The organism is Stenotrophomonas sp. YJH_SMC_119 (assembly GCF_059368315.1).
The window spans coordinates 684,110-705,987 of sequence record NZ_JCAFRP010000001.1 but is presented as its reverse complement, the minus strand read 5'-3'; the positions used below and the strand labels follow the sequence as shown (position 1 = coordinate 705,987).

At 67.3% G+C, this 21,878-nt stretch carries 26 protein-coding genes and 1 other RNA gene; 6 read left to right on the top strand and 21 right to left on the bottom strand.

What is annotated here, in order from left to right:
- A complete protein-coding gene (locus AC5P6S_RS03245) occupies positions 1-873 on the bottom strand; it encodes an ion transporter (protein WP_005410911.1) in 873 nt (290 codons plus the stop codon).
- 63 nt (positions 874-936) lie between these two features.
- On the opposite strand from AC5P6S_RS03245, the gene AC5P6S_RS03240 reads away from it, so the two are divergent.
- A complete protein-coding gene (locus tag AC5P6S_RS03240) occupies positions 937-2,163 on the top strand; it encodes an acetylornithine transaminase (protein WP_049395436.1) in 1,227 nt (408 codons plus the stop codon).
- 53 nt (positions 2,164-2,216) lie between these two features.
- Here the strand turns inward: AC5P6S_RS03240 and AC5P6S_RS03235 are convergent, their stop codons facing one another.
- A complete protein-coding gene (locus AC5P6S_RS03235) occupies positions 2,217-2,819 on the bottom strand; it encodes an HAD-IA family hydrolase (RefSeq protein WP_049395435.1) in 603 nt (200 codons plus the stop codon).
- Positions 2,820-2,941: 122 nt separating this feature from the next.
- Between AC5P6S_RS03235 and azu the strand changes: the two genes are divergently transcribed.
- The gene (gene azu / locus AC5P6S_RS03230; RefSeq protein ID WP_049395433.1) at positions 2,942-3,391 is read left to right on the top strand and encodes an azurin; all 450 of its coding nucleotides are present in this window, start codon (positions 2,942-2,944) and stop codon (positions 3,389-3,391) included.
- Between the two features lie 72 nt (positions 3,392-3,463).
- On the opposite strand, the gene hemL is transcribed toward azu, so the two are convergent.
- Together hemL and thiE are read right to left on the bottom strand one after the other, a co-directional pair.
- Positions 3,464-4,753 carry a glutamate-1-semialdehyde 2,1-aminomutase gene (gene hemL / locus AC5P6S_RS03225; RefSeq protein ID WP_049395371.1) on the bottom strand — a complete coding sequence of 430 codons (1,290 nt, stop codon included), beginning with the start codon at positions 4,751-4,753 and terminating at the stop codon, positions 3,464-3,466.
- A 16-nt stretch (positions 4,754-4,769) separates the two neighbouring features.
- The gene (thiE, locus tag AC5P6S_RS03220) at positions 4,770-5,396 is read right to left on the bottom strand and encodes a thiamine phosphate synthase (protein WP_005414374.1); all 627 of its coding nucleotides are present in this window, start codon (positions 5,394-5,396) and stop codon (positions 4,770-4,772) included.
- Between the two features lie 34 nt (positions 5,397-5,430).
- Between thiE and AC5P6S_RS03215 the strand changes: the two genes are divergently transcribed.
- Positions 5,431-5,655 (top strand): rubredoxin, encoded by a 225-nt coding sequence (locus tag AC5P6S_RS03215; protein ID WP_005410905.1) that lies wholly within the window; start codon positions 5,431-5,433, stop codon positions 5,653-5,655.
- Between the two features lie 78 nt (positions 5,656-5,733).
- Here the strand turns inward: AC5P6S_RS03215 and AC5P6S_RS03210 are convergent, their stop codons facing one another.
- The 8 genes from AC5P6S_RS03210 to AC5P6S_RS03175 all read right to left on the bottom strand — a co-directional run bounded on the left by AC5P6S_RS03210 (position 5,734) and on the right by AC5P6S_RS03175 (position 9,867).
- On the bottom strand, positions 5,734-6,579 hold the full coding sequence (locus AC5P6S_RS03210; RefSeq protein WP_024957828.1) for a SirB1 family protein: 846 nt from the start codon (positions 6,577-6,579) through the stop codon (positions 5,734-5,736).
- A 144-nt stretch (positions 6,580-6,723) separates the two neighbouring features.
- Complete coding sequence (locus AC5P6S_RS03205) at positions 6,724-7,167, bottom strand: DUF192 domain-containing protein (RefSeq protein ID WP_005410903.1); 444 nt, start codon at positions 7,165-7,167, stop codon at positions 6,724-6,726.
- 21 nt (positions 7,168-7,188) lie between these two features.
- A complete protein-coding gene (gene rpiA / locus AC5P6S_RS03200) occupies positions 7,189-7,836 on the bottom strand; it encodes a ribose-5-phosphate isomerase RpiA (protein ID WP_005410902.1) in 648 nt (215 codons plus the stop codon).
- A gap of 22 nt (positions 7,837-7,858) precedes the next feature.
- Positions 7,859-8,338: an EVE domain-containing protein gene (locus AC5P6S_RS03195; protein ID WP_005410901.1), complete on the bottom strand. Its 480-nt coding sequence runs from the start codon at positions 8,336-8,338 to the stop codon at positions 7,859-7,861.
- Positions 8,335-8,928 (bottom strand): 5-formyltetrahydrofolate cyclo-ligase, encoded by a 594-nt coding sequence (locus tag AC5P6S_RS03190; protein WP_049395368.1) that lies wholly within the window; start codon positions 8,926-8,928, stop codon positions 8,335-8,337. Before AC5P6S_RS03190 ends, AC5P6S_RS03195 begins: the two co-directional genes overlap by 4 nt.
- An 84-nt stretch (positions 8,929-9,012) precedes the next feature.
- Positions 9,013-9,198: non-coding RNA, 6S RNA (gene ssrS, locus AC5P6S_RS03185), on the bottom strand.
- Between the two features lie 154 nt (positions 9,199-9,352).
- On the bottom strand, positions 9,353-9,649 hold the full coding sequence (locus AC5P6S_RS03180; protein ID WP_005410899.1) for a cell division protein ZapA: 297 nt from the start codon (positions 9,647-9,649) through the stop codon (positions 9,353-9,355).
- Positions 9,646-9,867, bottom strand: coding sequence for a TIGR02449 family protein (locus AC5P6S_RS03175; protein WP_043034082.1), 222 nt, complete (start codon positions 9,865-9,867; stop codon positions 9,646-9,648). Before AC5P6S_RS03175 ends, AC5P6S_RS03180 begins: the two co-directional genes overlap by 4 nt.
- Before the next feature lie 153 nt (positions 9,868-10,020).
- Between AC5P6S_RS03175 and AC5P6S_RS03170 the strand changes: the two genes are divergently transcribed.
- Both AC5P6S_RS03170 and AC5P6S_RS03165 read left to right on the top strand, forming a co-directional pair.
- A complete protein-coding gene (locus AC5P6S_RS03170) occupies positions 10,021-10,569 on the top strand; it encodes a YecA/YgfB family protein (protein ID WP_005410897.1) in 549 nt (182 codons plus the stop codon).
- A gap of 5 nt (positions 10,570-10,574) precedes the next feature.
- Positions 10,575-11,897 carry an aminopeptidase P N-terminal domain-containing protein gene (locus tag AC5P6S_RS03165; RefSeq protein ID WP_087944448.1) on the top strand — a complete coding sequence of 441 codons (1,323 nt, stop codon included), beginning with the start codon at positions 10,575-10,577 and terminating at the stop codon, positions 11,895-11,897.
- 543 nt (positions 11,898-12,440) lie between these two features.
- Here AC5P6S_RS03165 and pepQ read toward each other — a convergent pair.
- The 7 genes from pepQ to rph all read right to left on the bottom strand — a co-directional run bounded on the left by pepQ (position 12,441) and on the right by rph (position 19,688).
- Positions 12,441-13,772, bottom strand: a complete 1,332-nt coding sequence (pepQ, locus tag AC5P6S_RS03160) for a Xaa-Pro dipeptidase (RefSeq protein WP_012481166.1) — start codon at positions 13,770-13,772, stop codon at positions 12,441-12,443.
- 75 nt (positions 13,773-13,847) lie between these two features.
- On the bottom strand, positions 13,848-14,222 hold the full coding sequence (locus tag AC5P6S_RS03155; RefSeq protein WP_005410894.1) for a PilZ domain-containing protein: 375 nt from the start codon (positions 14,220-14,222) through the stop codon (positions 13,848-13,850).
- Positions 14,219-16,498, bottom strand: a complete 2,280-nt coding sequence (locus tag AC5P6S_RS03150) for a DUF1631 family protein (protein ID WP_235643465.1) — start codon at positions 16,496-16,498, stop codon at positions 14,219-14,221. The genes AC5P6S_RS03155 and AC5P6S_RS03150 overlap by 4 nt, the downstream gene beginning before the upstream one ends.
- A gap of 202 nt (positions 16,499-16,700) precedes the next feature.
- Positions 16,701-17,927: a radical SAM family heme chaperone HemW gene (gene hemW, locus AC5P6S_RS03145; RefSeq protein ID WP_033834955.1), complete on the bottom strand. Its 1,227-nt coding sequence runs from the start codon at positions 17,925-17,927 to the stop codon at positions 16,701-16,703.
- A gap of 56 nt (positions 17,928-17,983) precedes the next feature.
- Positions 17,984-18,580: an RdgB/HAM1 family non-canonical purine NTP pyrophosphatase gene (gene rdgB / locus AC5P6S_RS03140; RefSeq protein WP_005410891.1), complete on the bottom strand. Its 597-nt coding sequence runs from the start codon at positions 18,578-18,580 to the stop codon at positions 17,984-17,986.
- Positions 18,577-18,966, bottom strand: a complete 390-nt coding sequence (locus AC5P6S_RS03135; RefSeq protein ID WP_495204471.1) for a VOC family protein — start codon at positions 18,964-18,966, stop codon at positions 18,577-18,579. The genes rdgB and AC5P6S_RS03135 overlap by 4 nt, the downstream gene beginning before the upstream one ends.
- Complete coding sequence (gene rph, locus AC5P6S_RS03130; protein ID WP_005410889.1) at positions 18,963-19,688, bottom strand: ribonuclease PH; 726 nt, start codon at positions 19,686-19,688, stop codon at positions 18,963-18,965. Before rph ends, AC5P6S_RS03135 begins: the two co-directional genes overlap by 4 nt.
- A gap of 124 nt (positions 19,689-19,812) precedes the next feature.
- Here rph and AC5P6S_RS03125 point away from each other — a divergent pair, with 124 nt between their 5' ends.
- Positions 19,813-20,673 (top strand): YicC/YloC family endoribonuclease, encoded by an 861-nt coding sequence (locus AC5P6S_RS03125; RefSeq protein WP_012481162.1) that lies wholly within the window; start codon positions 19,813-19,815, stop codon positions 20,671-20,673.
- A gap of 82 nt (positions 20,674-20,755) precedes the next feature.
- On the opposite strand, the gene AC5P6S_RS03120 is transcribed toward AC5P6S_RS03125, so the two are convergent.
- Together AC5P6S_RS03120 and AC5P6S_RS03115 are read right to left on the bottom strand one after the other, a co-directional pair.
- Entirely contained in the window at positions 20,756-21,352 is a 597-nt protein-coding gene (locus tag AC5P6S_RS03120; RefSeq protein ID WP_012481161.1) for a nucleotidyl transferase AbiEii/AbiGii toxin family protein, read from the bottom strand.
- Positions 21,349-21,840, bottom strand: a complete 492-nt coding sequence (locus AC5P6S_RS03115) for a helix-turn-helix domain-containing protein (RefSeq protein WP_012481160.1) — start codon at positions 21,838-21,840, stop codon at positions 21,349-21,351. The genes AC5P6S_RS03120 and AC5P6S_RS03115 overlap by 4 nt, the downstream gene beginning before the upstream one ends.
- Positions 21,841-21,878: the final 38 nt, after the last annotated feature.

Below are 21,878 nucleotides of genomic sequence, written 5' to 3'. Positions count from 1 at the left end.
TCAATGACTGAACGCATCCGGCAGCTTGCCGCCGCACTTGCGGCAGTGCAGTGCATCTGGTTCATGGCCTTCCAGCCCACAGTCCGGGCAGCCACGCGCATCGCGGCGTGCGGCCTGCTCGGCTTCACGCATGGTGCTGGCCAGTTCGGCGGTGTAGATGCCGGTGGGCACGGCGATGATGCTGTAGCCGATCAGGATCAGCACCGAGGTGACGAAGCGGCCGAGCACGGTCTGCGGCACGATATCGCCGAAGCCGACCGTGGCCATGGTCACCACCGCCCAGTACATGCTGGCCGGGATGTTGGTGAAACCGTGTTCGGGGCCCTCGATCACGTACATCAGCGCACCGGCGATGATGGTGATGGTGATCACCGTGAACAGGAACACCAGCACCTTGCGCCGGCTGCGCCACAGCGACGTCATCAGGACGCCGCTTTCCTCGATGTAGCGGGTCAGCTTCAGGATGCGGAACACCCGCAGGATGCGCAGCGCGCGCACCACCAGCAGGCTCTGCGCGCCGGGGATGAACATCGACAGGTAGGCGGGCAGGATCGACAGCAGGTCGATGATGCCCCAGATGCTCACTGCATACCGCAGGGGGCGCTTGACCACCGCCAGCCGCAGCAGGTACTCGGCGGTGAAGATGATCGTGAATCCCCATTCCAGGATGTACAGGCCGGTGGACCATTCGGCATGCAGGTGCTGCACGCTGTCGATCATCACCACCAGGATGCTGGCGACGATCGCCACCACCAGGATCAGGTCGAAATTGCGCGAAGGGCGGGTGTCATGGCGGTAGATGATGTCGAACCACCGACGGCGCCAGCCGGTCTCGGTGGCGGGGTTGAGCTGGGGGGCGGAGAACGGTCGCATGGGCGCATTGTGCCGCAGGGGTTCCGGCGCGAGAATGGGCGTTCCTGAACCCTGCCGACTGCCATGACCGCCGCGACCGATCCGCTGATCTCCCTTTCGCACTATTACCTGCCGGTCTACAAGCCCCGCCAGGTGGTACTGGAGCGAGGCCAGGGCGCCCGCGTATGGGACAGCCAGGGCCGTGAGTTCATCGACCTGGCTGCCGGCATCGCCGTGTGCGGCCTGGGCCACAACGATCCGGACCTGGTGGCCGCGCTGGTCGAGCAGGCCGGCAAGCTCTGGCACACCAGCAACGTGTTCTACAGCGCACCGCCGCTGCACCTGGCCGAGGAACTGGTGAAGGCCAGTCGCTTCGCCGAGCGGGTGTTCCTGTGCAACTCCGGCGCCGAAGCCAACGAAGTGGCGATCAAGATGGTCCGCAAGTGGGCCTCCAGCCAGGGCCGCCCGGCCGACAAGCGCGTCATCATCACCTTCCGTGGCAGCTTCCACGGCCGCACCATGGGCGCGGTGACCGCTACCGCGCAGCCGAAGTACCAGGAAGGCTACGAGCCGCTGCCGGGTGGCTTCCGCTACATCGATTTCAACGACGAAGTGCAGCTGGAAACCGCGATGGCCGCCGGTGACGTGGCGGCGGTGATGCTGGAGCCGATCCAGGGCGAGGGCGGCGTGATGCCGGCCAAGTCCGGCTTCCTCAAGCGCGTGCGCGAACTGTGCGACCAGCACGACGCGCTGCTGGTGCTGGACGAGATCCAGGCCGGCATGGGCCGCACCGGCACGCTGTTCGCGCACTGGCAGGACGACGTGGTGCCGGACATGGTCACCCTGGCCAAGGCACTGGGTGGCGGCTTCCCGATCGGTGCGATGCTGGCCGGCCCGAAGGTGGCCGAGACCATGCAGTTTGGCGCGCACGGCACCACCTTCGGTGGCAACCCGCTGGCCGCTGCGGTGGCCCGCGTGGCGCTGCGCAAGCTGGCCTCGTCGGAGATCGCCGCCAACGTCAGCCGCCAGTCGAAGGCGCTGCGCGATGGTTTCGCGCGCATCAACGAAGAGTTCGGCGTGTTCAGCGAGGTGCGTGGTCGCGGCCTGATGCTGGGTGCGGTGCTGAGCAAGGACTTCGCCGGCCAGGCTGGTGTGATCCTCGACCACGCCGCCGGGCAGGGGCTGCTGACCCTGCAGGCGGGCCCGGACGTGCTGCGCTTCGTGCCGTCGCTGAACATCACCGACGAAGAAGTGGCTGAAGGCCTCAAGCGCCTGCGCGCGGCAATTGCCGCGTTCATCGCCGCGCGCTGACGCCTTGGCGTCGGGGTCGGATCCCTCTCCTGCGGAGAGGGCTCTGGCCCCGATCAGCCCACCGCGTAACGCTTCAACACCTTGCCCAGCTCACGGCCATCGCGCACGGTTTCCGCGTGCAGGCCGGCGGCGCGTGCGCCGCGCACGTTGGCGAACAGGTCATCGACGAACAGCGTGCGCGCAGGTGCCACGTCCAGTGCTTCCAGCGTGCGCAGGAACACCGCGGGCGCCGGTTTGCGCAGGCCGAACTCCGCGCTGCAGAACACGCGCTCATGCAGGGCCGGGAACAGTTCCGGCAGCAGAGTCGGCAAGGCCTGCTGCATCAGTGCGCCATTGTTGGTCAGCACCGCCATCGGCAGCTGCAGGGCCTGCAGCCGCTGCAGCACGGCCGGCTGTGGATGGCTGGCGGCCTGTCGCGCCGCGATCCACGTGTGTACATCAACGGTGCGGCCCAGCTGTTTGCTCAGCTGCGCCAGATAGGCCGGGCCATCCAGCGTGCCATTGTCATGTGCCGCTTCCAGCCCGCTGTCGTACAGCGCGGCCTGCACGGTTTCCGGCGCGACATCCAGCGCCTGTGCCAGATGCAGCACGCGCTGCGCGCGCAGGTACTGCACCAGCACGCCATCCACATCCAGCAGCAACAGATCGATCCGCATCGGCCGAGCATGCCATCGCGGTGGATGCGCGGAAACCCTGGAGTGCGCGTGCGACAGACGGTCGCAGACGCGGCCACAGGAGGCTGCCTAGAATGGCGCTTGAATCCGCAGGAGATGCAACGATGAAGGCTTGGATGGTGGCAGTGGGACTGGGCGTGCTGATGCTGGCGCCGTCGGCGATGGCGCGGGTGTGTGCGGTGAGCATCGACAGCACCGACCAGATGAGCTTCAGCAGCCGCGAGATCAAGGTCGCCGCCGACTGCACCGCCGTGGACCTGACCCTGCGCCACACCGGCAAGCTGGCTGTCACCGCGATGGGCCACAACTGGGTGCTGACCCGTACCGCCGATTACCAGCCGGTGGCGATGGCGGGCATGCGCATGACCCTGGCCGACAGCTACCTGCCGAAGGCCGACAAGCGCGTGCTGGCGCACACCAAGGTGATCGGCGGTGGCGAGACCACGCGCGTGCGCTTCTCCACCCAGGGCCTGCAGAAGGGCGGTGACTACACCTTCTTCTGCTCGTTCCCCGGCCACTTCGCGATGATGAAGGGCAAGTTCGTCTTCGGTTGAAAAAAAGGGGACGGAGGGGATTAAGTCGTTTGTGCACAAACGACTTAATCCCCTCCGTCCCCTTTTTTGCGATCAGCCCTTGGCAGCCTTGAACGCCACGCGTGCTGCGGCCAGCGTCGCCTCGATCACGGCATCGTCGTGCGCGCTGGACAGGAAGCCGGCCTCGTACGCCGACGGGGCCAGGAACACGCCCTGCTCCAGCATCGCGTGGAAGAAGCGGTTGAACGCCGGAATGTCACAGGCGGTGGCCTGCGCATAGGTCTCCACCTTCTCGCTGGTGAAGAACAGCCCGAACATCGCACCCACGCAGGTGGTGGTCACGGCCACACCGGCGTCGGCGGCGGCCGCTTCCAGACCCGCACACAGGCGTGCGGTGCGCTCGGCCAGGTCGGCATGGAAACCCGGCTGCTGGACCAGCTCCAGCATCGCCAGGCCGGCGGCCATTGCCACCGGATTGCCGCTCAGCGTGCCGGCCTGGTAGATCGGGCCGGCCGGTGCGATCTGCTGCATCAGCTCGCGGCGACCACCGTAGGCACCCACCGGCATGCCACCGCCGATGATCTTGCCGAAAGTGGTCAGGTCCGGGGTAATGCCGTAATGCGCCTGCGCACCGCCGAGGGCAACACGGAAGCCGGTCATCACTTCGTCGAAGATCAGCAGCGCGCCATGCTTCGTGCACAGCGCACGCAGGTGTTGCAGGTAGCCCTCGCGCGGCGGGATGCAGTTGGCGTTGCCGACCACCGGTTCGATGATCAGGCCGGCGATGTCGTCACCCTGCTGTTCGAACAGGGCGGTGGCCGCTTCGAAGTCGTTGTAGGGCAGGGTCAGGGTCAGTTCGCTCAGGCCGGCCGGGACGCCCGGCGAGGTCGGCACGCCCAGGGTCAGCATGCCGCTGCCGGCCTTGACCAGGAACGAGTCGCCGTGGCCGTGGTAGCAGCCTTCGAACTTGACGATGCGGTTGCGGCCGGTGGCGCCACGCGCCAGGCGGATCGCCGACAGCGTGGCCTCGGTGCCGGAGTTGACCATGCGCACCATCTCGCACGATGGCACCAGGCCGGTGATGGTCTCGGCCATGGTGACTTCGGCCGCGCACGGCGCACCGAAGGACAGGCCACTGTCGATCGCCTTCTTCACCGCCTGGCGCACGGCCGGGTGGTTGTGGCCGACGATCATCGGGCCCCAGGAACCGACGTAGTCGATGTAGCGGTTGCCATCGACGTCGTACAGGTAGGCGCCATCGGCGCGTTCAACGAAGAACGGCTCGCCGCCGACCGACTTGAACGCACGTACCGGCGAATTGACGCCGCCCGGCAGCAGCTGCTGGGCACGGGAGAACAGGGCGTGGGACTGGTCGTGGTTCATGGGGCTTTCCTGGGCATTACGCGAACTGGGCGAGATAGGCGCGCTGGGTCGCGACCGGGTCCGATGCGGCATAGATACCGCTGACCACGGCCACCAGATCGGCGCCGGCGTCGATGATGGGACCGACATTGTCCGGCGTCAGGCCGCCGATCGCCACCCGCGGCACGCCGAGTGCGGCGCTTTGCCGCAGCAGGTCGGTGTGGGCGCGGCTGCTGGTGACCTTGGTGGTGGTCGGGAAGAAGGCGCCGAAGGCCACATAGCTGGCGCCGGCCGCCACGGCCTTCTCTGCATTGGCCAGCTGGTCGTAGCAGGAGGCGCCGATGATGGCCTCGGCACCGAGCAGCGCGCGCGCGCTGGGGATGTCCCCGTCGGTGCCGCCCAGATGCACGCCGGCCGCGCCCACGGCCTTGGCCAGCACCGGGTCGTCGTTGACGATCAGCGGCACGCCGTGGGCGGCGCACAGGCCTTGCAGGGCCGCCGCCTGTTCCTGCCGCAGCGCGTCGCTGGCGGTCTTGTTGCGGTACTGCAGCCAGGTGGCACCCGCGGCCAGCAGCGGCGCGGTACGGGCCAGCAGGCGCGCGGTATCTGGCTCGTCGGGGGTGATCAGGTAGACGCCGCGGGGCGCAGGGGAAGCAGAAGTCATCGATGGCTACCGGTGCGTGGGCTGCAATGGGACAATGGCCGCCCGTGAATCCAGCCCCGATTATCCGATGAGCGACGCCAGCCCCACCACCCTGCGAACCTGGATGTGCGTGGTCTGCGGCTTCCTGTACAGCGAAGCGGAAGGCTTGCCGGAGGAGGGTATTGAGCCCGGGACGCGTTGGGAGGACATTCCCGAAACCTGGACCTGCCCGGACTGCGGGGTGACCAAGGCCGATTTCGAGATGGTCGAGGTCGATTGACCGGCGGGCCACCCGGCCCATCCTGTGGGTGCGGACCGTTGGGGTGGGTGTGGACCGTTGGTCCACACACCGACACCCTCAATGCAGCCGCGGCATCGGCCCGCCGAGGTCGATCAGCTTCTCGCGCAGCCACTGCGCGTCGCTGGCCTCGGGATTGCGCTTCAGGTACTGCCCCAGGTCATGGCGGGCACCGGCCAGATACTCCAGTTGCAGGTACGCCAGGCCGCGGTCGCGCAGCGCGTCGTCCTGCTCGGGCGCCAGTTTCAGCAGGCGGTCGGCACTGCGTGCGGCACGATCCCATTCACCGGCTTCGGCGTAGACACCATGCAGGTTGCGCAGCATGCGCATCAGGATCGCGCGCGCCGGCGCCGGGTCGAGGATCTGCGCCAGCACCTGGTCATCGGGCATCTGTCCGCCCAGGTGTGACTTGGCGCGTTCGCGCAGTTCGTCCACGTCCAGTGGCCGGCCACCGTTGAACGGGTCCATCACCAGCACGCCGTCGTCCACCGGCAAGCGCACCAGGAAGTGGCCGGGGAAGGACACGCCATCCAACGGTATGCCGAGCCGGCGCGCGACTTCCATCTGCACCAGCGCCAACGAGATCGGATTGCCCAGGCGCCGCTCGAACACCTGGTTGAGGTAGCTGTTGCGCGGGTCGTAATACTCGTCGTGGTCGCCGCTGTAGCCCAGCTCGTCGAACAGGTGGCGGTTGATCGCCGCCATTTTCAGTGGGCTGTTGTCGATGCTCTCCACTTCCGAGCGGAGGTGGTCGACATGGCTCTGGATCAGCGCGTCGTAGGTGGACGGCTGCAGATCGGGGTATTCATCGCGCGCGATCAGCAGCGCGGTCGGCAACAAGGGCAGCGCCTCGTCTTCGAGGTCGGCCAGTGCATCCCAGTCGGGGAGTGTGATCCGGTCCTGCATGACCACAGACTGGCGTCATTCGCAGGCGGTTTCAAGCGGTGCCGCGTGAAAAATCCGGGGGTCAGATCCCTTTCGCGTGCGAAAGGGATCTGACCCCTGCAGGGTTGCCGGCCAGCGGCCGGCACTACCGCGGGCAGAACCCTGTTACTCGATGCCTGGGCCGAATTTCAGCTCCGTGCCGTCCTTCAGCTTGAGCTTCTCGGCCTGGCCGGCGTTGAGCTCCAGCACGTAACGTGCCGGGCCACCGCTGGGGTAGGGCGGGCACATGTCGCCGGCCGAGCACGGCGGCACATCACGCTGCTGGCTGACCAGCTTGCGCTGGCTGTCGAAGTACAGGATGTCCAGCGCGATCCTGGTGTTCTTCATCCAGTACGCCTGCATTTCCTCGCGGTCGTGGATGAACAGCATGCCGTGGTCGGCCGCCATCTGGTCGCGGAACATCAGACCGCGTGCGCGGGTTTCATCGTTGGTGGCCAGCTCGACCTGGTAGCGGGCGCCATCCAGTTCGACCCAGTGGCGGGCCGCGTCGGTGGCGCAGCCAGCCAGGGCCAGCAGCGGGAGCATCAGCAGCGAACGCAACAGCGACATCGTCAGGATCCTTCGAAAGGGTCAGAGCACGACCGGCGGCTCGCCGCCGACGATCACCACATCGGCGCGGCGGCGGGCGAACAGGCCGACGCAGACCACGCCCGGCAGCTGGTTGAGCTCGCGCTCCAGCTTTTCCGGATCGGTGATCTGCAGGTTGTGGATGTCCAGGATCTGGTTGCCGTTGTCGGTGACCACGCCTTCACGCCAGGTCGGCTGGCCGCCGGTCATGTCGCGGATCTGGCGGGCAACCAGGCTGCGCGCCATCGGGATCACTTCCACCGGCAGCGGGAACCTGCCCAGCACCGGCACCTGCTTGCTCGGGTCGATGATGCAGATGAAGCGCTCGCTGGCCTCGGCGATGATCTTCTCGCGGGTCAGCGCGGCGCCGCCGCCCTTGATCAGGCACTTGTTGGCGTCGCACTCATCGGCGCCATCGACGTACAGCGACAGGTTGCCGCTGTGGTTCAGCTCGATCACCTCGATGCCGTGCTGCTTCAGGCGCGCGGTGCTCTGCTCGGAGCTGGAAACAGCGCCCTTGATGCGGTGCTGGATGCGGGCCAGGGCATCGATGAAATAGGCCACGGTGGAACCGGTGCCGACACCGACGATCATGCCGTCTTCAACGTACTCGATGGCTTTCTCGGCGGCCAGGCGCTTGGCTTCGGACATGGGAGAACTCTCAGGCAGGGAATCAGGATTTCTTTTCCAGCGACAGCAGCAGCTTCCACTGCGCGGCGGTCACCGGGAACACCGACAGGCGGTTGCCCTTGGCAACCAGCGGGAAGCCCTCGCCGAGTTCTTCGGCGTGCAGCTTGATCTCGTCCAGCGCGATCACCTGCTTGAGCTTGCGGTCGAAGGCCACGTCCACCAGCATCCAGCGCGGGTTTTCGCGCGTGCTCTTGGGGTCGTGGTAGTCGGATTTCGGATCGAACTGGGTGTCGTCCGGGTAGGCCGTACTGGCCACGGTGGCCAGGCCGACGATGCCGGGCACCTTGGTATTGGAGTGGTAGAACAGGATGCCGTCGCCCACCTGCATGCCATCGCGCATGAAGTTGCGCGCCTGATAGTTGCGCACCCCGTTCCAGGGTTCGACCTTGACCTTGGCCAGGTCATCGATGGAGAAGGCGTCCGGTTCGGACTTCATCAGCCAGTAGCGCTTGCGGGCGGTCATGCGTTCACGGGGGCAGCGGAGGGGAACAGGGTGCCGTCTTCGGTGCAGATCGCATCCACCGGCACGTCCCACGACGCCACCGGCAAGGACTCGACCTGCTGCACCGCGAACGCAGCACCGACCAGCCAGGGCGGCGCCGGCCGGTCGTGGCGGAAGGCGAAGCTGCGATCATACCAGCCGCCCCCCATGCCCAGCCGCCGGCACTGCGTGTCGAAACCCACCAGCGGGGCCACCACCAGCGCCATCTGTGCTGGTTCCAGGGTGTCTTCCAGCGCCACGTCCGGCTCGGGAATGCCGTAGCGGTTGCTGGTCAGCGGCTGCCCCGGCCGCCACGGCGCGAAGCGCAGCACGTCGCCGGCCAGCACCGGCAGGCAGTAGGTGAGGCCTTCGGACAACTGCAACTGCCAGCGGTGCAGGGCGATCTCGCCATCCAGCGCCCAGTAGCCGGCCACGGCGCCTTCGCGCGGGGCGAACGGCAGGGCGAGCAGGGCATCGGCAAGCGATTCGGCGGCGGCGATGCGCTCAGTGGCGGAAAGGTCGCGGCGGCGTTGCCGCAGGTCGTGGCGCAGGGCCTGGCGCGGGTCGGTCATGGCAGCGTGCGGCGGGGGAACAGCCGCCATTGTGCCGGAAAGAACAAGGGCGACGCCCGAAGACGCCGCCCTTGCTGGAATATTGCATTCTCCGCAATGTCGATGCATGCGAAACGACCTTGAACCCGGGGGCTCAAGTGGGAACGCTGGAGAACCATCGGGCTTCCCGCTGCAAGGCGGACCTGCACTCCCGGCGCTGTCGCGCTCCCGGTGTCGTTCTTAAGGGACAAGGCGAATGTTTGCACATGCCGTCGAGTACCGCAGAGAACGCGTGGCCATTATAGCCAGCACGCAGGATCTGGATAGGCCGTTCGTCGGCAACAGTCCGTGCCAATTCAGATATGAGAAAAGGGGACGGAGGGGATTAAGACGTTTCCGGCACGGATGGGGGCGAATGCGCCTTAATCCCCTCCGTCCCCTTTTTCTAGGGGGTGCCGTCGATGGCGCGGTCCAGGCGCCGGTTCAGATCGGCCAGCGTCTGCTGCAGCGCCACCGCCTGGCGGGCGTTCTCGTCGCGCAGCAGCTGCAGTTCGTGGGCCAGGTTCAACGCGGCCAGTACGGCAACGCGATCAACCGCGGCCATGCGGTTGCTGCCGCGGATCTCGCGCATGCGCGCATCCAGCAGGCGTGCGGCGGCCATCAGGCTGTCACGTTCATCGCCGCCGACGCCCACGGTGTATTCACGATCGAGGATGCGGACACTGACCGGTTCGGCGCTCATGTGTGCTGCTCCAGGGATTTGAGCCGGCTGATCATTGCTTCCACCCGCGAACGTGCCTGCTCATTCTTGGCCAGCAGCGTCGAGCGCTCGGCCACCAGCTGTTCCTGCTGGTGGCGCAGGCTGCGGTTCTCCTCGGCCAGGCGCTGGTTGCGGTCAAGCAACGCTTCCACGCGGGCAGCGAAGTCCTGCAGCTGGGCAAGGGGATCGGCGGGTTCCATGCGGGCACGATAGGCAAGCCGGGTAAGGGCGGTCAAGCGTTGTCGCAGCAAGGCTGGACGGCTGCGGAGAGGATGCCGTCGGGTTGCTACACTACGGGGTCTCACGGGCGCGCGCGTGCGCGCCCCGGGTTTCCTTTCCGAACGAGCCGCACGATGACCGAACTTCCCTCCGTCGACGACGTTACCCGCGCCAGCCAGGCGTTGGGCCTGGGCGCCACCGCTGCCGAGCTGCACGGCGCGCTGTGCGGCTGGCTGGCTGCCGGCGGTGCCCCCGGCAACGACTGGCCGGCGCGCGTGCTGGCCGACGACAACCTGCCGCCGGTGGCTGCCGACAGCGTGCTGGGGCAGCTGCTGCAGGCCACCATCAAGCAGCTGGAAGACCGCGACTTCGCCTTCGAGCTGCTGCTGACCGACGGCGACGATGTATCCGCGCAGGCCGATGCCATGTTCAGCTGGACCCGTTCCTTCCTGGGCGGCTTCGGCCTGGGCAGCGGCGGCCGCCGCCCGACCCTGTCCGAAGAGGGCGAGGAAGCGCTGACCGACATGGCCAGCCTGGCGCGTGCCTCCAGCGAGGATTTCGAGGCCGGTGGCGATGATGACGACGAAGCCCTGTCGGAGATCGAGGAATTCATCCGCGTGGCGGTGCTCCTGCTGCACGGCGACGTGGTGCTGGCCTCGCGCCATCGTCAGCGCCTGAACTGATGGACATCAAGCAGCGCACCGGCATTGCCGCCGGCGAGTACAAGCGTCGTCGCCGCCAGCTGATGGACATGGCCGGCGAGGATGCGATCCTGGTGCTGCCGGCCGCGGCCGAGAAGGTGCGCAGCCTCGATACCCATTATCCGTTCCGGCAGGATTCGGATTTCCAGTACCTGAGCGGCTTCCCGGAGCCGGAAGCAGTGCTGGTACTGATCCCGGGCCGACGCCACGGCGAGGCCATCCTGTTCTGCCGCGAGCGCGATGCCGAACGCGAAGCCTGGGACGGCAGCCGCGCCGGCCAGGAAGGCGCGGTGGCGCAGTACGGCATGGACGATGCCTACCCGATCGATGATCTGGACGATATCCTGCCGGGCCTGCTTGAAGGCCGTTCGCGCGTCTACTACCACTTCGGCCGGGATGCCGACTTCGACCTGAAGCTGATCGGCTGGGTCAACCGCGTGCGTTCGCAGGTGCGCCACGGTGCGCAGCCGCCGCACGAGTTCCTCGAACTGGGCCACCTGCTGCACGAGCAGCGCCTGTTCAAGTCCGGTGCCGAAGTGGCGTTGATGCACCACGCCGCGCAGATCAGCGTGCGTGCGCATCTGGCCGCGATGAAGGCCGCCAGGGCCGGCATCCACGAGTACGAACTGCAGGCGGAGCTGGAACGCGTGTTCCGCGCCAACGACGCCGTGCCGGCCTATTGCAGCATCGTCGGTGCCGGCCGCAACGGCTGCATCCTGCATTACCGCGACAACAACGCGCGTTCGCGCGACGGCGAGCTGGTGCTGATCGACGCCGGTGCCGAGTACCGTGGCTACGCCAGTGACATCACCCGCACGTTCCCGGTGAATGGCCGCTTCAGCGCTGAGCAGCGTGCACTGCACGACCTGGTCGGCGATGCGCAGGCCGCTGCGTTGGCCCAGGCCAGGCCGGGCGTGCCGTACGAAGCCGGTCACCTCGCCGCAGTGCAGACCCTGACCGAGGGCCTGCTGCGGCTGGGCCTGCTGAAGGGTACGCTGGAAAAGAACCTGGCCGAAGGCCTGTACCAGCGCTTCTACCGGCACAAGACCGGGCACTGGATCGGCATGGACGTGCACGACGTGGGCGACTACCGCCTGGCGGGTGACTCGCGTCTGCTGGAGCCGGGCATGGCGTTCACCATCGAGCCCGGGTTGTACATCGGCGTGGATGACACGACGGTGGAACCGCGCTGGCGCGGTATCGGCATCCGTACCGAGGATGACGTGCTGATCACCGATGACGGCCATCGCGTGCTGACCGAAGGCCTGGCGCGCAGCGCCGACGAGATTGAAGCGGTGATGGCGGGGTAAGGGGTGTTCTGCAGGGCTTGCAGCCCTGCACCTGCTGCAATCAACGGCAACTGCCAATGCCAGAGCGGCATTCCGTGGGATGGCGGGGCGGTGTGGGTGGTCAGGACACGCCGTAAACCCATCCATGGGGGCTCGATGGCGCCATCCATGGCGCCAACGGTCCTGCCCACCCACACCGCCCCACCCCTGACAGATTCCTGTGGCTGTTGGTGGGTGCCGACCGTTGGTCGGCACATCTGTCAGATATCGAATGAATCATCCACGCATGGCGTGGATCTACGGGCAATTGCGGCTGTTGGTAGGTGTCGACCTTGGTCGACACAGAGCGAGCGCAGCGAGCGACCCGCTTTTGCTTTTCTTTTTCTTTTCCGTGGTTGGACGCGCGCAGGAAACTGTCAAAGGCCGGGCGGGGTGGGTTTGCAGGACCGTTGGCGCCATGGATGGCGCCATCGAGCCCCCATGGATGGGTTTACGGCGTGTCCTGCAAACCCACCCCGCCCGGCAAAGCGCGGCTTTTGAATTCAGCACCCAACCACGAGGGGCTCAGCCGTTCGCCGCCGCAAACGCCGGCCGCGTCAGGTTGTCCGCCTCGCCATCAGTGCACAGCACTTCGTCTTCAATGCGGATGCCACCATACGGACGGAAGAAATCCACGCGCTCCCAGTTGATCGCATCACCATGGCCGGCGTCCTTCACTTCGTTCAACAGCATGTCGATGAAGTACAGGCCTGGCTCGATGGTCACCACCATGCCCGGTTCCAGCACGCGGGTCAGGCGCAGGTAGGGATGGCCGGCCGGGCGCTCGATGCGGCCACCTTCGTCGCTGGCGGCGAAGCCGGCCACGTCGTGCACCTGCAGGCCGATCAGGTGGCCGATGCCGTGTGGGAAGAATGCGGCGCTGACGCCGGTCTCCAGCGCGGTCTGTGGCGACACCTTGATCACGCCGAAGTCCTTCAGCACGCCCATCAGCGAAAGATGTGCGTCCACGTGCAGCTGCTTGTAGTCGAAGCCCGGGCGCACCGCTGCGCACATCTGCTGCTGGGCGGCGTCGACGGCCGCAATCATCGCGGCGAATTCGTCGTGGCCCTGCGCGGCGTAGGTGCGGGTGATGTCGCTGGCATAGCCGTGCGCACTGGCGCCGGCGTCGATCAGGAAGCTGCGCAGCGGCTGCGGTGCCTTGCGGCCCAGCTCGGTGTAATGCAGCACGGCGGCGTGTTCGTTCAGTGCGACGATGTTGCCGTACGGCAGCTCGTTGGCATCCTGGCCCACCGCCTGGCAGTACGCCATGTGGATGCTGAACTCGTCGGCGCCATTGCGGAAGGCCGCCTCGGCGGCGCGGTGGCCGCGCACGCCCAGCACCTGCGCCTGGCGCATCAGTGCGATTTCATACGGTGTCTTGCTGCCGCGGTGCCATTCCAGGTAGTTCACCACCGGCGCTGGATTGTTCGGCACGTAGTTGCCCAGTGCGCTCTGCGGCTCGCCCAGGATCGCGCAGCGCGACGGGTCGGCCGGCAGCAGGGCCAGCGCCTCTTCGGGCTTGCGGATGATGTGGATGTCGAAGTGCTCCACCCACCAGCCGCTGGGGGCGTCCGGCACCACGTGCCAGTAGTCGAAGGGCTGGTGGAAGATCACCGCCGGGCGCTTGCCCGGGGTGAACACGATCCAGCTGTTGGGCACGCGGGTCAGCGGCAGCCAGGCCTTGAACTGCGGGTTGACCGCATACGGGTAGTCGCGGTCGTCGAACACCTGGTAGTGCAGGGTGCCGCTGGGCACCACCAGATGGTCGAAGCCGCCGCGGGCCAGCGCCTGTTCGGCGCGTCGGCACAGCACGGCCAGGTGGTCGGAATACAGGGCGCCGGGGTCTTGCTGGATCATTGCGGTGGCTCGACACGGAAAACGGCCCTAGATTCTGCCGCATACCGCGAAAAACCGCTGTGCCGGAACCGGCACTCAGGCCGTCGAAACCGGTCCCTCGTCGCTGTCCTCGCCCACCCACTGCCGCAGCAGCTGCCGATGTTCGCGCGACAGGGTCAGGAAGCGGAAGCCGGTCCAGCTCTGCCCGGGAACGTGTGCGGGCTCGCTCCACAGCAGATGCACGCCTACGTCGATGGCCTGCTGGCGGCCATCACCCAATGGCAAGGGAAAGCGCAGCTGGTACAGCGCATCCTCGCGCAGCGGCATGCTGGCCAGCATCAGCATGCCAGTTTCGGAGACATTGCCGAGGCGCCCGACCACGCACTCGCGCATCTGGTCGGTAACCGGCACCAGGTCCGAGACCTGGCGGCGCGGCGCGCGGCGGGTGTCCTGCGGCGGTACGGCTTTCATGCGGGGGTCTCCTGTGCGCGAGCCGTGGCCAGTGCGCGCAGCGCACCGAGGCTGGCTTCCCAGGCACGGTCGACCAGCCGGCCCTTGTCTTCGGTGACCAGCTGCGCGCGCCCGGCACTGATCTGCCGTGCCAGCGCATCCAGGTCGGTATCGGTGATCTTCTGCCCGCGCGCATTGACGAACAACGCGTGGCCGGTCAGCAGGCTGTACCAGGACAGGCGCTGGCGGCGCATCGTGCCATCGCCCATGTCGATGTCGAACCAACTGCCGAACGGCAGGCTGGACAGCTGTTGGTAGGCCGCTTCTTCGGCGCTGCTGCGCGGCGTGGCAGGTGCGGCGCCACCGTTCGTGCCGGCGTGCTCGCCCAGGCGCGCACGTGCCTTGAGGCGTGCGCTGAGCTCGGTACGCGAGGTGCTTTCATCCTCGCCGCCGGGCGTGGCCAGCCTGCGCGCGACAGCGGCGGCTTCCTCGGCGTGGTAGCCGACCTGCAGCAATGCGGCCTCCACGTCCGCTGCCAGTGCGGTATCGGTGCCGCCGGGGGCGTCGATGGCCTGCGCGGTGATGGCAGCGATGCGCTCGGTCTGTTGCAGGCGCTCCTGCCATTGCGGTGAATCGTCGCCATGGCGCAGGCGGGTGAGGGTCAGTGCATCGGCCCAGGCCTGGCGCAGCAAGGTCTGCACGAAACGCGGTGGCGACCGGGTGTCGCAGCACTGGTCGATCTGTGCGGTGGCCTGGCGACGGGCCAGTTCCAATCGTTCCTTGCCGCGCGCGGCTTCCACATGGCGGCGCTCGGCCAGTTCGGCACGATGGGCCGCCGCGCGCTGGTGCTGCTGCACGTCTTCACTGGCGGCGGCAAAGGCTTCCGGCGCACGCGCATCCTGCCCCAGCAGGCCCTGCACGCTCTGCGCCATGCGCTGCAGCAGCTGCGGGTCGACATCCTCATCGCCCAGCCAGTTGGCGCCGACTTCGGCGATCTGATTGAGCAGCTCACGCGCGGGGTGTTCGTCGCGCACGAAGAAGCCCGGATCGGCCATGGCGGCGCGTGCCAGGGGTACCTGCAGGCGGGCCAGCAGCGCGGCCGGCACTGGATCGGGACGCTGCTGCTGTTGCACCTGCTGCATCAGCATGCGCAGCAGGTCGAGGTTGTCCCGGTCGTGACTGCCCAGCTGGGCCTGCGCACCATGCTCGCTGCGCAGCTGCGCGACCACGGCAGCCTGCAGGTCGGCCACACCGGTTGCCGCACTGGACTGGGCCTGCAGGCGCGCGAGGACCGCGTCGACTGCCGCGCTGGGCACCGCGCCGCTGTCCGCCGGGGCAGGGCTGCCGTGCCGCGCCTGCTGCAGCAGTTCATGCAGTGCACTGCCGGTGGAGGTGGTCACGCCCGGCGTGGCGGGGCCGCCAGCGCCGCCCTCGTGGAAGGCGTCCTGTACCAGGCTGGACCAGGAGCCGGCCGGTGCCGAACCGTTCCAGCCGGTCAGGGGGGCTGCGGTGCGCTTGGCCGGCTGCGTGGTGCGGCCGCCCCCCACCGACTGGGTGATGATCCGCCGCGTGCTCGACGAGCGTGCCAGGTAGGGGGTGTAGACCAGCCCCGGCAGTACACCGGACTGGGCCAGCAGGGCATTGGCACGGTCAAGGATATCGCCCAGCCGTTCCAGCACCTGCCGTTCGAAACTGCGATACAGCGCCAGCTGTACCTCGACGCTCAGCGCGTCCTGTTCGGCAATCCGGCGCACCATCGCGCACAGTGCCTGCGGTGCCAGCGGCAGGGTGTCGGCCTCGAAGGCCGGCGCCGCCGCCAGTACGCCCAGGCGTTGGCCCAGCAGGTTCAGTGTGTTGGTTGAACGCAGGGTTTCGCGCCGCACCATCTCGGTCAGCAGCAGGTCGCGATCCACTTCGTGCTCATCAACCAGCGACAGCCCGAGCATGCCCGGCAGCGCTGGCGGCCCAGCACTGGTACTGACACCGCTGACCGGTTCGCGCAACCGCGCGAGGGCGTCGGCCACGGCATCGAGCATGCGATCGGCGAAATGGCCGGCGAAGGCGTGCAGCTGTCCACGCTGGGCCATCAGCTCGGCCTGCTGCTGCGGATTGCGTGCGCGGTCGGCGTCGTGCAGCAGGGTCTGCTCCAGCGCCTCGACGGTCAGGATCAGGGGCGCCGCCAGCGTCTGCCGGCACAGGCCGATCAGCGCGCCCAGCAGCTCACGTACCCGCGGTGGCAGATCGCTGGCGGCCAGGCGGTTCTTGTCGGCAGGAGTGATGGAAAAGACAACTGACATCGGCAGGCGGTACCCGGATTCCCGCGGATCGATCTGGTGAATCTACCGTGTCGGCCGATGTCGGCGCTACTTTAGGCTGAACGTGAATCGCATCCGCCGGGCCTGGCCCGACCGATGAACGGTAGTGCCGGCCGCTGGCCGGCAGATATGTCTTCACCGGATTGCCGGCCAGCGGCCGGAACGATCCTCTGTCAGGCGAGGATCAATCTTCCAGGAACAGGCTCACCACATCGTTGGTGAAGCGGCGGCCCAGCTCGGTCGGCTGCACATGCCCATCGGTCATGTCCAGCCAGCCGCGCTGCACGGCCTCGGCCAGGGGAGCGTCCAGCACGCTGCGCGGCAGCCCCGTGCGCGACTCGAAATCGCGCAGGCCAAAACCTTCGTGCAGGCGCAGCAGGTTGAGCATGTATTCGAACGGCAGGCGCTCCGGCGCGATCACATCGTCGCCGCCGAACGAGGCGGGCGTGCCGGCGCTGTCCAGGTAGGCCTGCGGGTGCTTCAGCTTCCAACGCCGCAGCACATGCTCCTCGGCGCCGGAACTGATCTTGCCGTGCGCGCCGGCACCGATGCCCAGGTAGTCGCCGAAGCGCCAGTAGTTCAGATTGTGCGCGCTCTGCCGGCCGGGGCGCGCATAGGCGCTGACCTCGTACTGGCCGAAACCGGCCTGTGCCAGCAATGCCTGGCAGTGTTCCTGCATGTCCCAGGCGTTGTCTTCATCGGGAATGCCCTGCGGCGGCCGCGCGAAGAACACCGTGTTCGGTTCCAGGGTCAGCTGGTAGTGGGAGATGTGTGCCGGCTGCAGCGCGAACGCGCGTTCCAGGTCGGCCTCGGCACCGGCCAGGGTCTGTTCCGGCAGCGCGTACATCAGGTCGATGTTGAAGTTGTCGTAGCCCGCGTCCTGCGCCATCTTCACCGCGCGCTCGGCTTCGCCACTGTCGTGGATGCGGCCCAGGCGCTTGAGCATGGCGTCGTCGAAACTCTGGATGCCGAAGCTGAGGCGGTTCACGCCGGCCGCGCGGTAGCGGTCGAAACGGCCATGCTCGGCGGTGCCCGGGTTGGTTTCCAGGGTGATTTCGGCATTGGGCGCGAAACGCAGGCGTGCGCTGGCCTGTTGCAGGAAGCGGTCGATCGCCTCCGGCGGGAACAGGCTGGGCGTGCCGCCACCGAAGAACACGCTGTGCACCACCCGGCCCCAGACCAGCGGCAGGTCCTGGTCGAGGTCGCGCAGCAGCGCATCGATATAAGCGTCGAACGGCAGCTCGCCCTTGGCCTGGTGCGAATTGAAATCGCAGTACGGGCATTTGCGCACGCACCACGGCAGGTGCACGTACAACGACAGCGGTGGCGGCACCAGCCGCGGCGGGTTGTCGTGGTCGGCGGAGCAGGCTTCGCCGGGCAGGTGGTTGCAGTGGTCGTGGGCGTGCGGCATGGGCTTCTTCGGTAGTGCCGGCCGCTGGCCGGCTTCCCTGGGTCGATCGGGTGGCGTCAGTACAGCGTCGCCAGCTGCTGCTTGAGCTGCTGCAGGGCAATGGCGCGGTGGCTGATGGCGTTCTTCAGCGCCGGCTCCATTTCCGCGGCGGTCAGGCCGTGGGTGGTGTCCAGGAATACCGGGTTGTAGCCGAAACCATTGGTGCCGCGCAGTTCGCGGATGATCTGGCCTTCCCAGCGGCCTTCGCAGATCAGCGGCTGCGGGTCGGTGGCGTGGCGCAGCAGCACGATCACCGCATAGAAGCGGGCGCTGCGCTGGCCATCGGGAATGTCGGCCATCGCGTCCAGCAGCTTGGCATTGTTGGCCGCAGCATTGGTCGGGTGGCCGGCATAGCGTGCGCTGTACAGGCCCGGCGCACCGCCGAGGGCATCGACGATCAGGCCCGAATCATCGGCCAGCGCCGGCAGGCCGGTCGCTTCGCAGGCCGCGCGTGCCTTCAGCAGCGCGTTCTCGACGAAGGTCAGGCCGGTCTCTTCCACATCGCCCAGGCCCAGTTCGGCGGCCGAGGTGATCTGCAGCGGCAGATCGGCAAGGATCTCCTGCATCTCCACCAGCTTGCCGGCGTTGTGGCTGGCCAGTACCAGTTTCTTCATTGACGGGGCTCCAGCAGGTCCCAGGTGTTGCCATACAGATCGCGGAACACCGCAACCGTTGCATAGGGTTCTTCGCGCGGCGCTTCCAGGAACTCGACGCCGGCGGCGACCATCGCCGCGTGGTCGCGACGGAAGTCGTCGGTGTTGAGGAAGAAGCCGACGCGGCCGCCGGTCTGGTTGCCGATGCGGCTGCGCTGTTCCTCGTCGCTGGCGCGGGCCAGCAGCAGGGCGGCGGCACTGCCGTCGGTCGGGCCGACCACCACCCAGCGCTTGTGACCCTGGTCGATGTCCTTCAACAGTGCGAAGCCGAGCTTGCCGGTGTACCAGGCAATGGCTTCGTCATAGTCGGCCACCACCAGGGTGGTCAGGGCGATGCGGCGGTTCATGCCGACAGCGCCGCCTGCTGTGCGGCCAGCAGTTCGCCCACGCCCTTTTCGGCCAGGCCCAGCAGCGCATCCAGTTCATCGCGACGGAAGGCGTGGCCTTCGGCGGTGCCCTGCAGCTCGATGAAGCCGCCACCGTCGTTCATCACCACGTTCATGTCGGTGTCGCAGTCGCTGTCTTCGGCGTAGTCCAGGTCCAGCACCGGGGTGCCGCGGTACACGCCTACCGATACGGCGGCCACTGCGCCCAGGATCGGGTTGCGCTTGATGTCGCCACGCTTCATCAGCACGTTCACCGCATCGACCAGCGCCACGTAGGCGCCGGTGATGGCGGCGGTGCGGGTGCCACCGTCGGCCTGCAGCACGTCGCAGTCGAGGGTGATGGTGCGCTCGCCCAGCGCGTTGCGATCCACGCAGGCGCGCAGGCTGCGGCCGATCAGGCGCTGGATCTCCAGCGTGCGGCCACCCTGCTTGCCACGGGCCGCTTCACGGTCACTGCGGGTGTGGGTGGCGCGCGGCAGCATGCCGTATTCGGCGGTGACCCAGCCTTCGCCCTTGCCGCGCAGGAAGCCCGGCACGCGGTTCTCGACGCTGGCGGTGCACAGCACACGGGTTTCACCGAAGCACACCAGCACCGAACCTTCGGCGTGGCGGGTGAAGCCGCGTTGGATGACGACCGGGCGGAGCTGGTCGGGCTGGCGGCCGCTGGGGCGGGAATCGGACATGGTGCGGGTTCCGTAATGGCAAGGGAGTACGCCGCCACGCCCGCGGCCTTCACGGGGCGGGCAAGGGGGCTCTGGTGAGGGCGCTAGGGTACCATTCCCCCTTTGCACGCACCGGACACAATCCATGATTCGAAGCATGACCGCCTATGCCGGCGGCGAGCGGGTCACCCCGTGGGGCACGCTGGGCTGCGAGCTGCGCTCGGTCAACCACCGCTTCCTGGAGGTCGGCACCCGCCTGCCCGAGGAGCTGCGGGCGCTGGAACCGCAGCTGCGCGAGCGCATCGCCGCGCGCCTGAGCCGTGGCAAGCTGGATCTGGTGATGCGCCTGCGCGCGCCGGAAGCGGCGGCCAACCTGCAGGTTGACGAGGCCCTGCTGGCCCAGCTGGGCCGCCTGGCGCACCGCCTGACCTCCGATTTCCCCAACCTGCAGGTCAGCTTCACCGACCTGCTGCAGCTGCCGGGCGTGACCCGTGGCGAGGCCACCGATGCCGCCGCCCTGCAGGTCGAGGCGCTGGCGCTGCTGGACCAGGTGCTGGATGGCTTCGTCGAGGCCCGTGAGCGCGAAGGCGGCAAGTTGTCTGCGGCCATCAGCGAGCGTGTGGACGGCATCGAGCGCATCGCCACCGAAGTGCGCACCTTGATTCCGGCCATTCGCGACGGCCAGCGCGCCAAGCTGGCCGCCCGTCTGGCTGACCTGCCGCACCCGGTCGACCCCGGCCGCGCCGAGCAGGAGCTGGTGCTGTGGCTGCAGAAGCTGGACGTGGATGAAGAGCTGGACCGCCTTGGCAGCCATATCGTCGAGATTCGTCGCGTGCTCAAGCAGCGCGAGCCGGTCGGCCGCCGCCTGGACTTCCTGCTGCAGGAGTTCAACCGCGAAGCCAACACGCTGGGCTCGAAGTCGGTGGACAGCCGCACGTCCAATGCCGCGGTGGAACTGAAGGTGCTGATCGACCAGATCCGCGAACAGGTGCAGAACATCGAGTGATGTTCTGCGCAATCGCCTGGGAGGATCACAGTCCTTCCAGGTAGTCCGCAGCTATCGCGACGCAGTGGTCGAAGTCTGGCGATTAGTCCAGCGTGTCGATGGCCTTGAACGCAATCTTCAATGTCGGATGGGGATTGCGGATCTGATCAAGAAACGTTGATCGATGGCGGACCAGTGCGTCTGCTGCGGCCGCCAGCGCGTCCGGCTCGCGTTCGATGACCAGCGCAAGATCGAACAGGTCTCGGGCCGTTGTTCGATGCCCGCGATGGAACATTTTCTTGGCGATGATTTCCGCCGACGTTTCCACGCGTATGCGCCGGCCATCGATCGTCCATTCCTCCCAGGCGTCATCGAGAAGATTGGGAGCTGCGACGAAATCCACCTCGCCTTCCTCGAACTGCAGCTTGACCCATGCGCTGGGATCTTCGCTGTAGTCGCCGGTAAGGCTCGCGGCCACATCGCTCAAGCGGGGAGTGACGAAGCCCAGGTACTGGGGGTTCGGCACGAAGATGTCGATGTCCTTGCTGAGCCGGTGCCGATGTCGAAACATCAGTACCGTTCCGCCACCCAACGTCCAGAACGGATCGGTGATGCCGCCGTGGCGCCGGATCTCCCCGATGAGGACAAGCGCCCGGGGTAGCAGCGCCTGCCAGGCGCCGGCCGGCAATTCGCGGTTCACATCCACAGGTCCTTGCGGTGAGCAGAAAGTGTGTTGGCCATCTTCGCCACGTTGCGCCAGATGCGCCGTGGTGGCATCTGCGCGCCGATTGCAGCTTCCTCGACCGCCATCACCACCATGGCGGGAGGGGCTTCATCCAGCAGGTGCGCCATCTGCGCCGCGTAGGTGGCAGGAACTTCCCCGCTGACCAGTACGCGGGCCAGCTCGCCCGCAGTCAATTCGCTTGCGTAGCTCACGTTCGCGGTTCGCGCGGCCATTTTCAGGCCTTGCTTGCGCAGCCGGTTTTCGGTGGTGGGTGCCGGAACATCCAGACCGAGCACGGCCATCAGCTGTCCCACGCGATTGACGCCCAGATCACTAAGGGTGCCCCCTTCCAGGCCGACCACGGTCTGCCGGGAAAGGCCGCTGAGATGAGCCAGTTGGCCTTGCGACAGGCCAAGCTGCTCACGGCGGGTACGAACCGCCTTGCCGATGTCGATCAGGTTCATGGCTTTAGTGTCCAATATTTTGGACATGATTCAAGTGC

What these genes read in the sequence shown, in the direction of transcription:
- AC5P6S_RS03245 (WP_005410911.1), bottom strand. Translation starts at nt 873, where the DNA reads ATGCGACCGTTCTCCGCCCCCCAGCTCAACCCCGCCACCGAGACCGGC.
- AC5P6S_RS03240 (WP_049395436.1), top strand. Translation starts at nt 937, where the DNA reads ATGACCGCCGCGACCGATCCGCTGATCTCCCTTTCGCACTATTACCTG.
- AC5P6S_RS03235 (WP_049395435.1), bottom strand. Translation starts at nt 2,819, where the DNA reads ATGCGGATCGATCTGTTGCTGCTGGATGTGGATGGCGTGCTGGTGCAG.
- azu (WP_049395433.1), top strand. Translation starts at nt 2,942, where the DNA reads ATGAAGGCTTGGATGGTGGCAGTGGGACTGGGCGTGCTGATGCTGGCG.
- hemL (WP_049395371.1), bottom strand. Translation starts at nt 4,753, where the DNA reads ATGAACCACGACCAGTCCCACGCCCTGTTCTCCCGTGCCCAGCAGCTG.
- thiE (WP_005414374.1), bottom strand. Translation starts at nt 5,396, where the DNA reads ATGACTTCTGCTTCCCCTGCGCCCCGCGGCGTCTACCTGATCACCCCC.
- AC5P6S_RS03215 (WP_005410905.1), top strand. Translation starts at nt 5,431, where the DNA reads ATGGCCGCCCGTGAATCCAGCCCCGATTATCCGATGAGCGACGCCAGC.
- AC5P6S_RS03210 (WP_024957828.1), bottom strand. Translation starts at nt 6,579, where the DNA reads ATGCAGGACCGGATCACACTCCCCGACTGGGATGCACTGGCCGACCTC.
- AC5P6S_RS03205 (WP_005410903.1), bottom strand. Translation starts at nt 7,167, where the DNA reads ATGTCGCTGTTGCGTTCGCTGCTGATGCTCCCGCTGCTGGCCCTGGCT.
- rpiA (WP_005410902.1), bottom strand. Translation starts at nt 7,836, where the DNA reads ATGTCCGAAGCCAAGCGCCTGGCCGCCGAGAAAGCCATCGAGTACGTT.
- AC5P6S_RS03195 (WP_005410901.1), bottom strand. Translation starts at nt 8,338, where the DNA reads ATGACCGCCCGCAAGCGCTACTGGCTGATGAAGTCCGAACCGGACGCC.
- AC5P6S_RS03190 (WP_049395368.1), bottom strand. Translation starts at nt 8,928, where the DNA reads ATGACCGACCCGCGCCAGGCCCTGCGCCACGACCTGCGGCAACGCCGC.
- AC5P6S_RS03180 (WP_005410899.1), bottom strand. Translation starts at nt 9,649, where the DNA reads ATGAGCGCCGAACCGGTCAGTGTCCGCATCCTCGATCGTGAATACACC.
- AC5P6S_RS03175 (WP_043034082.1), bottom strand. Translation starts at nt 9,867, where the DNA reads ATGGAACCCGCCGATCCCCTTGCCCAGCTGCAGGACTTCGCTGCCCGC.
- AC5P6S_RS03170 (WP_005410897.1), top strand. Translation starts at nt 10,021, where the DNA reads ATGACCGAACTTCCCTCCGTCGACGACGTTACCCGCGCCAGCCAGGCG.
- pepQ (WP_012481166.1), bottom strand. Translation starts at nt 13,772, where the DNA reads ATGATCCAGCAAGACCCCGGCGCCCTGTATTCCGACCACCTGGCCGTG.
- AC5P6S_RS03155 (WP_005410894.1), bottom strand. Translation starts at nt 14,222, where the DNA reads ATGAAAGCCGTACCGCCGCAGGACACCCGCCGCGCGCCGCGCCGCCAG.
- AC5P6S_RS03150 (WP_235643465.1), bottom strand. Translation starts at nt 16,498, where the DNA reads ATGTCAGTTGTCTTTTCCATCACTCCTGCCGACAAGAACCGCCTGGCC.
- hemW (WP_033834955.1), bottom strand. Translation starts at nt 17,927, where the DNA reads ATGCCGCACGCCCACGACCACTGCAACCACCTGCCCGGCGAAGCCTGC.
- rdgB (WP_005410891.1), bottom strand. Translation starts at nt 18,580, where the DNA reads ATGAAGAAACTGGTACTGGCCAGCCACAACGCCGGCAAGCTGGTGGAG.
- AC5P6S_RS03135 (WP_495204471.1), bottom strand. Translation starts at nt 18,966, where the DNA reads ATGAACCGCCGCATCGCCCTGACCACCCTGGTGGTGGCCGACTATGAC.
- rph (WP_005410889.1), bottom strand. Translation starts at nt 19,688, where the DNA reads ATGTCCGATTCCCGCCCCAGCGGCCGCCAGCCCGACCAGCTCCGCCCG.
- AC5P6S_RS03125 (WP_012481162.1), top strand. Translation starts at nt 19,813, where the DNA reads ATGATTCGAAGCATGACCGCCTATGCCGGCGGCGAGCGGGTCACCCCG.
- AC5P6S_RS03115 (WP_012481160.1), bottom strand. Translation starts at nt 21,840, where the DNA reads ATGAACCTGATCGACATCGGCAAGGCGGTTCGTACCCGCCGTGAGCAG.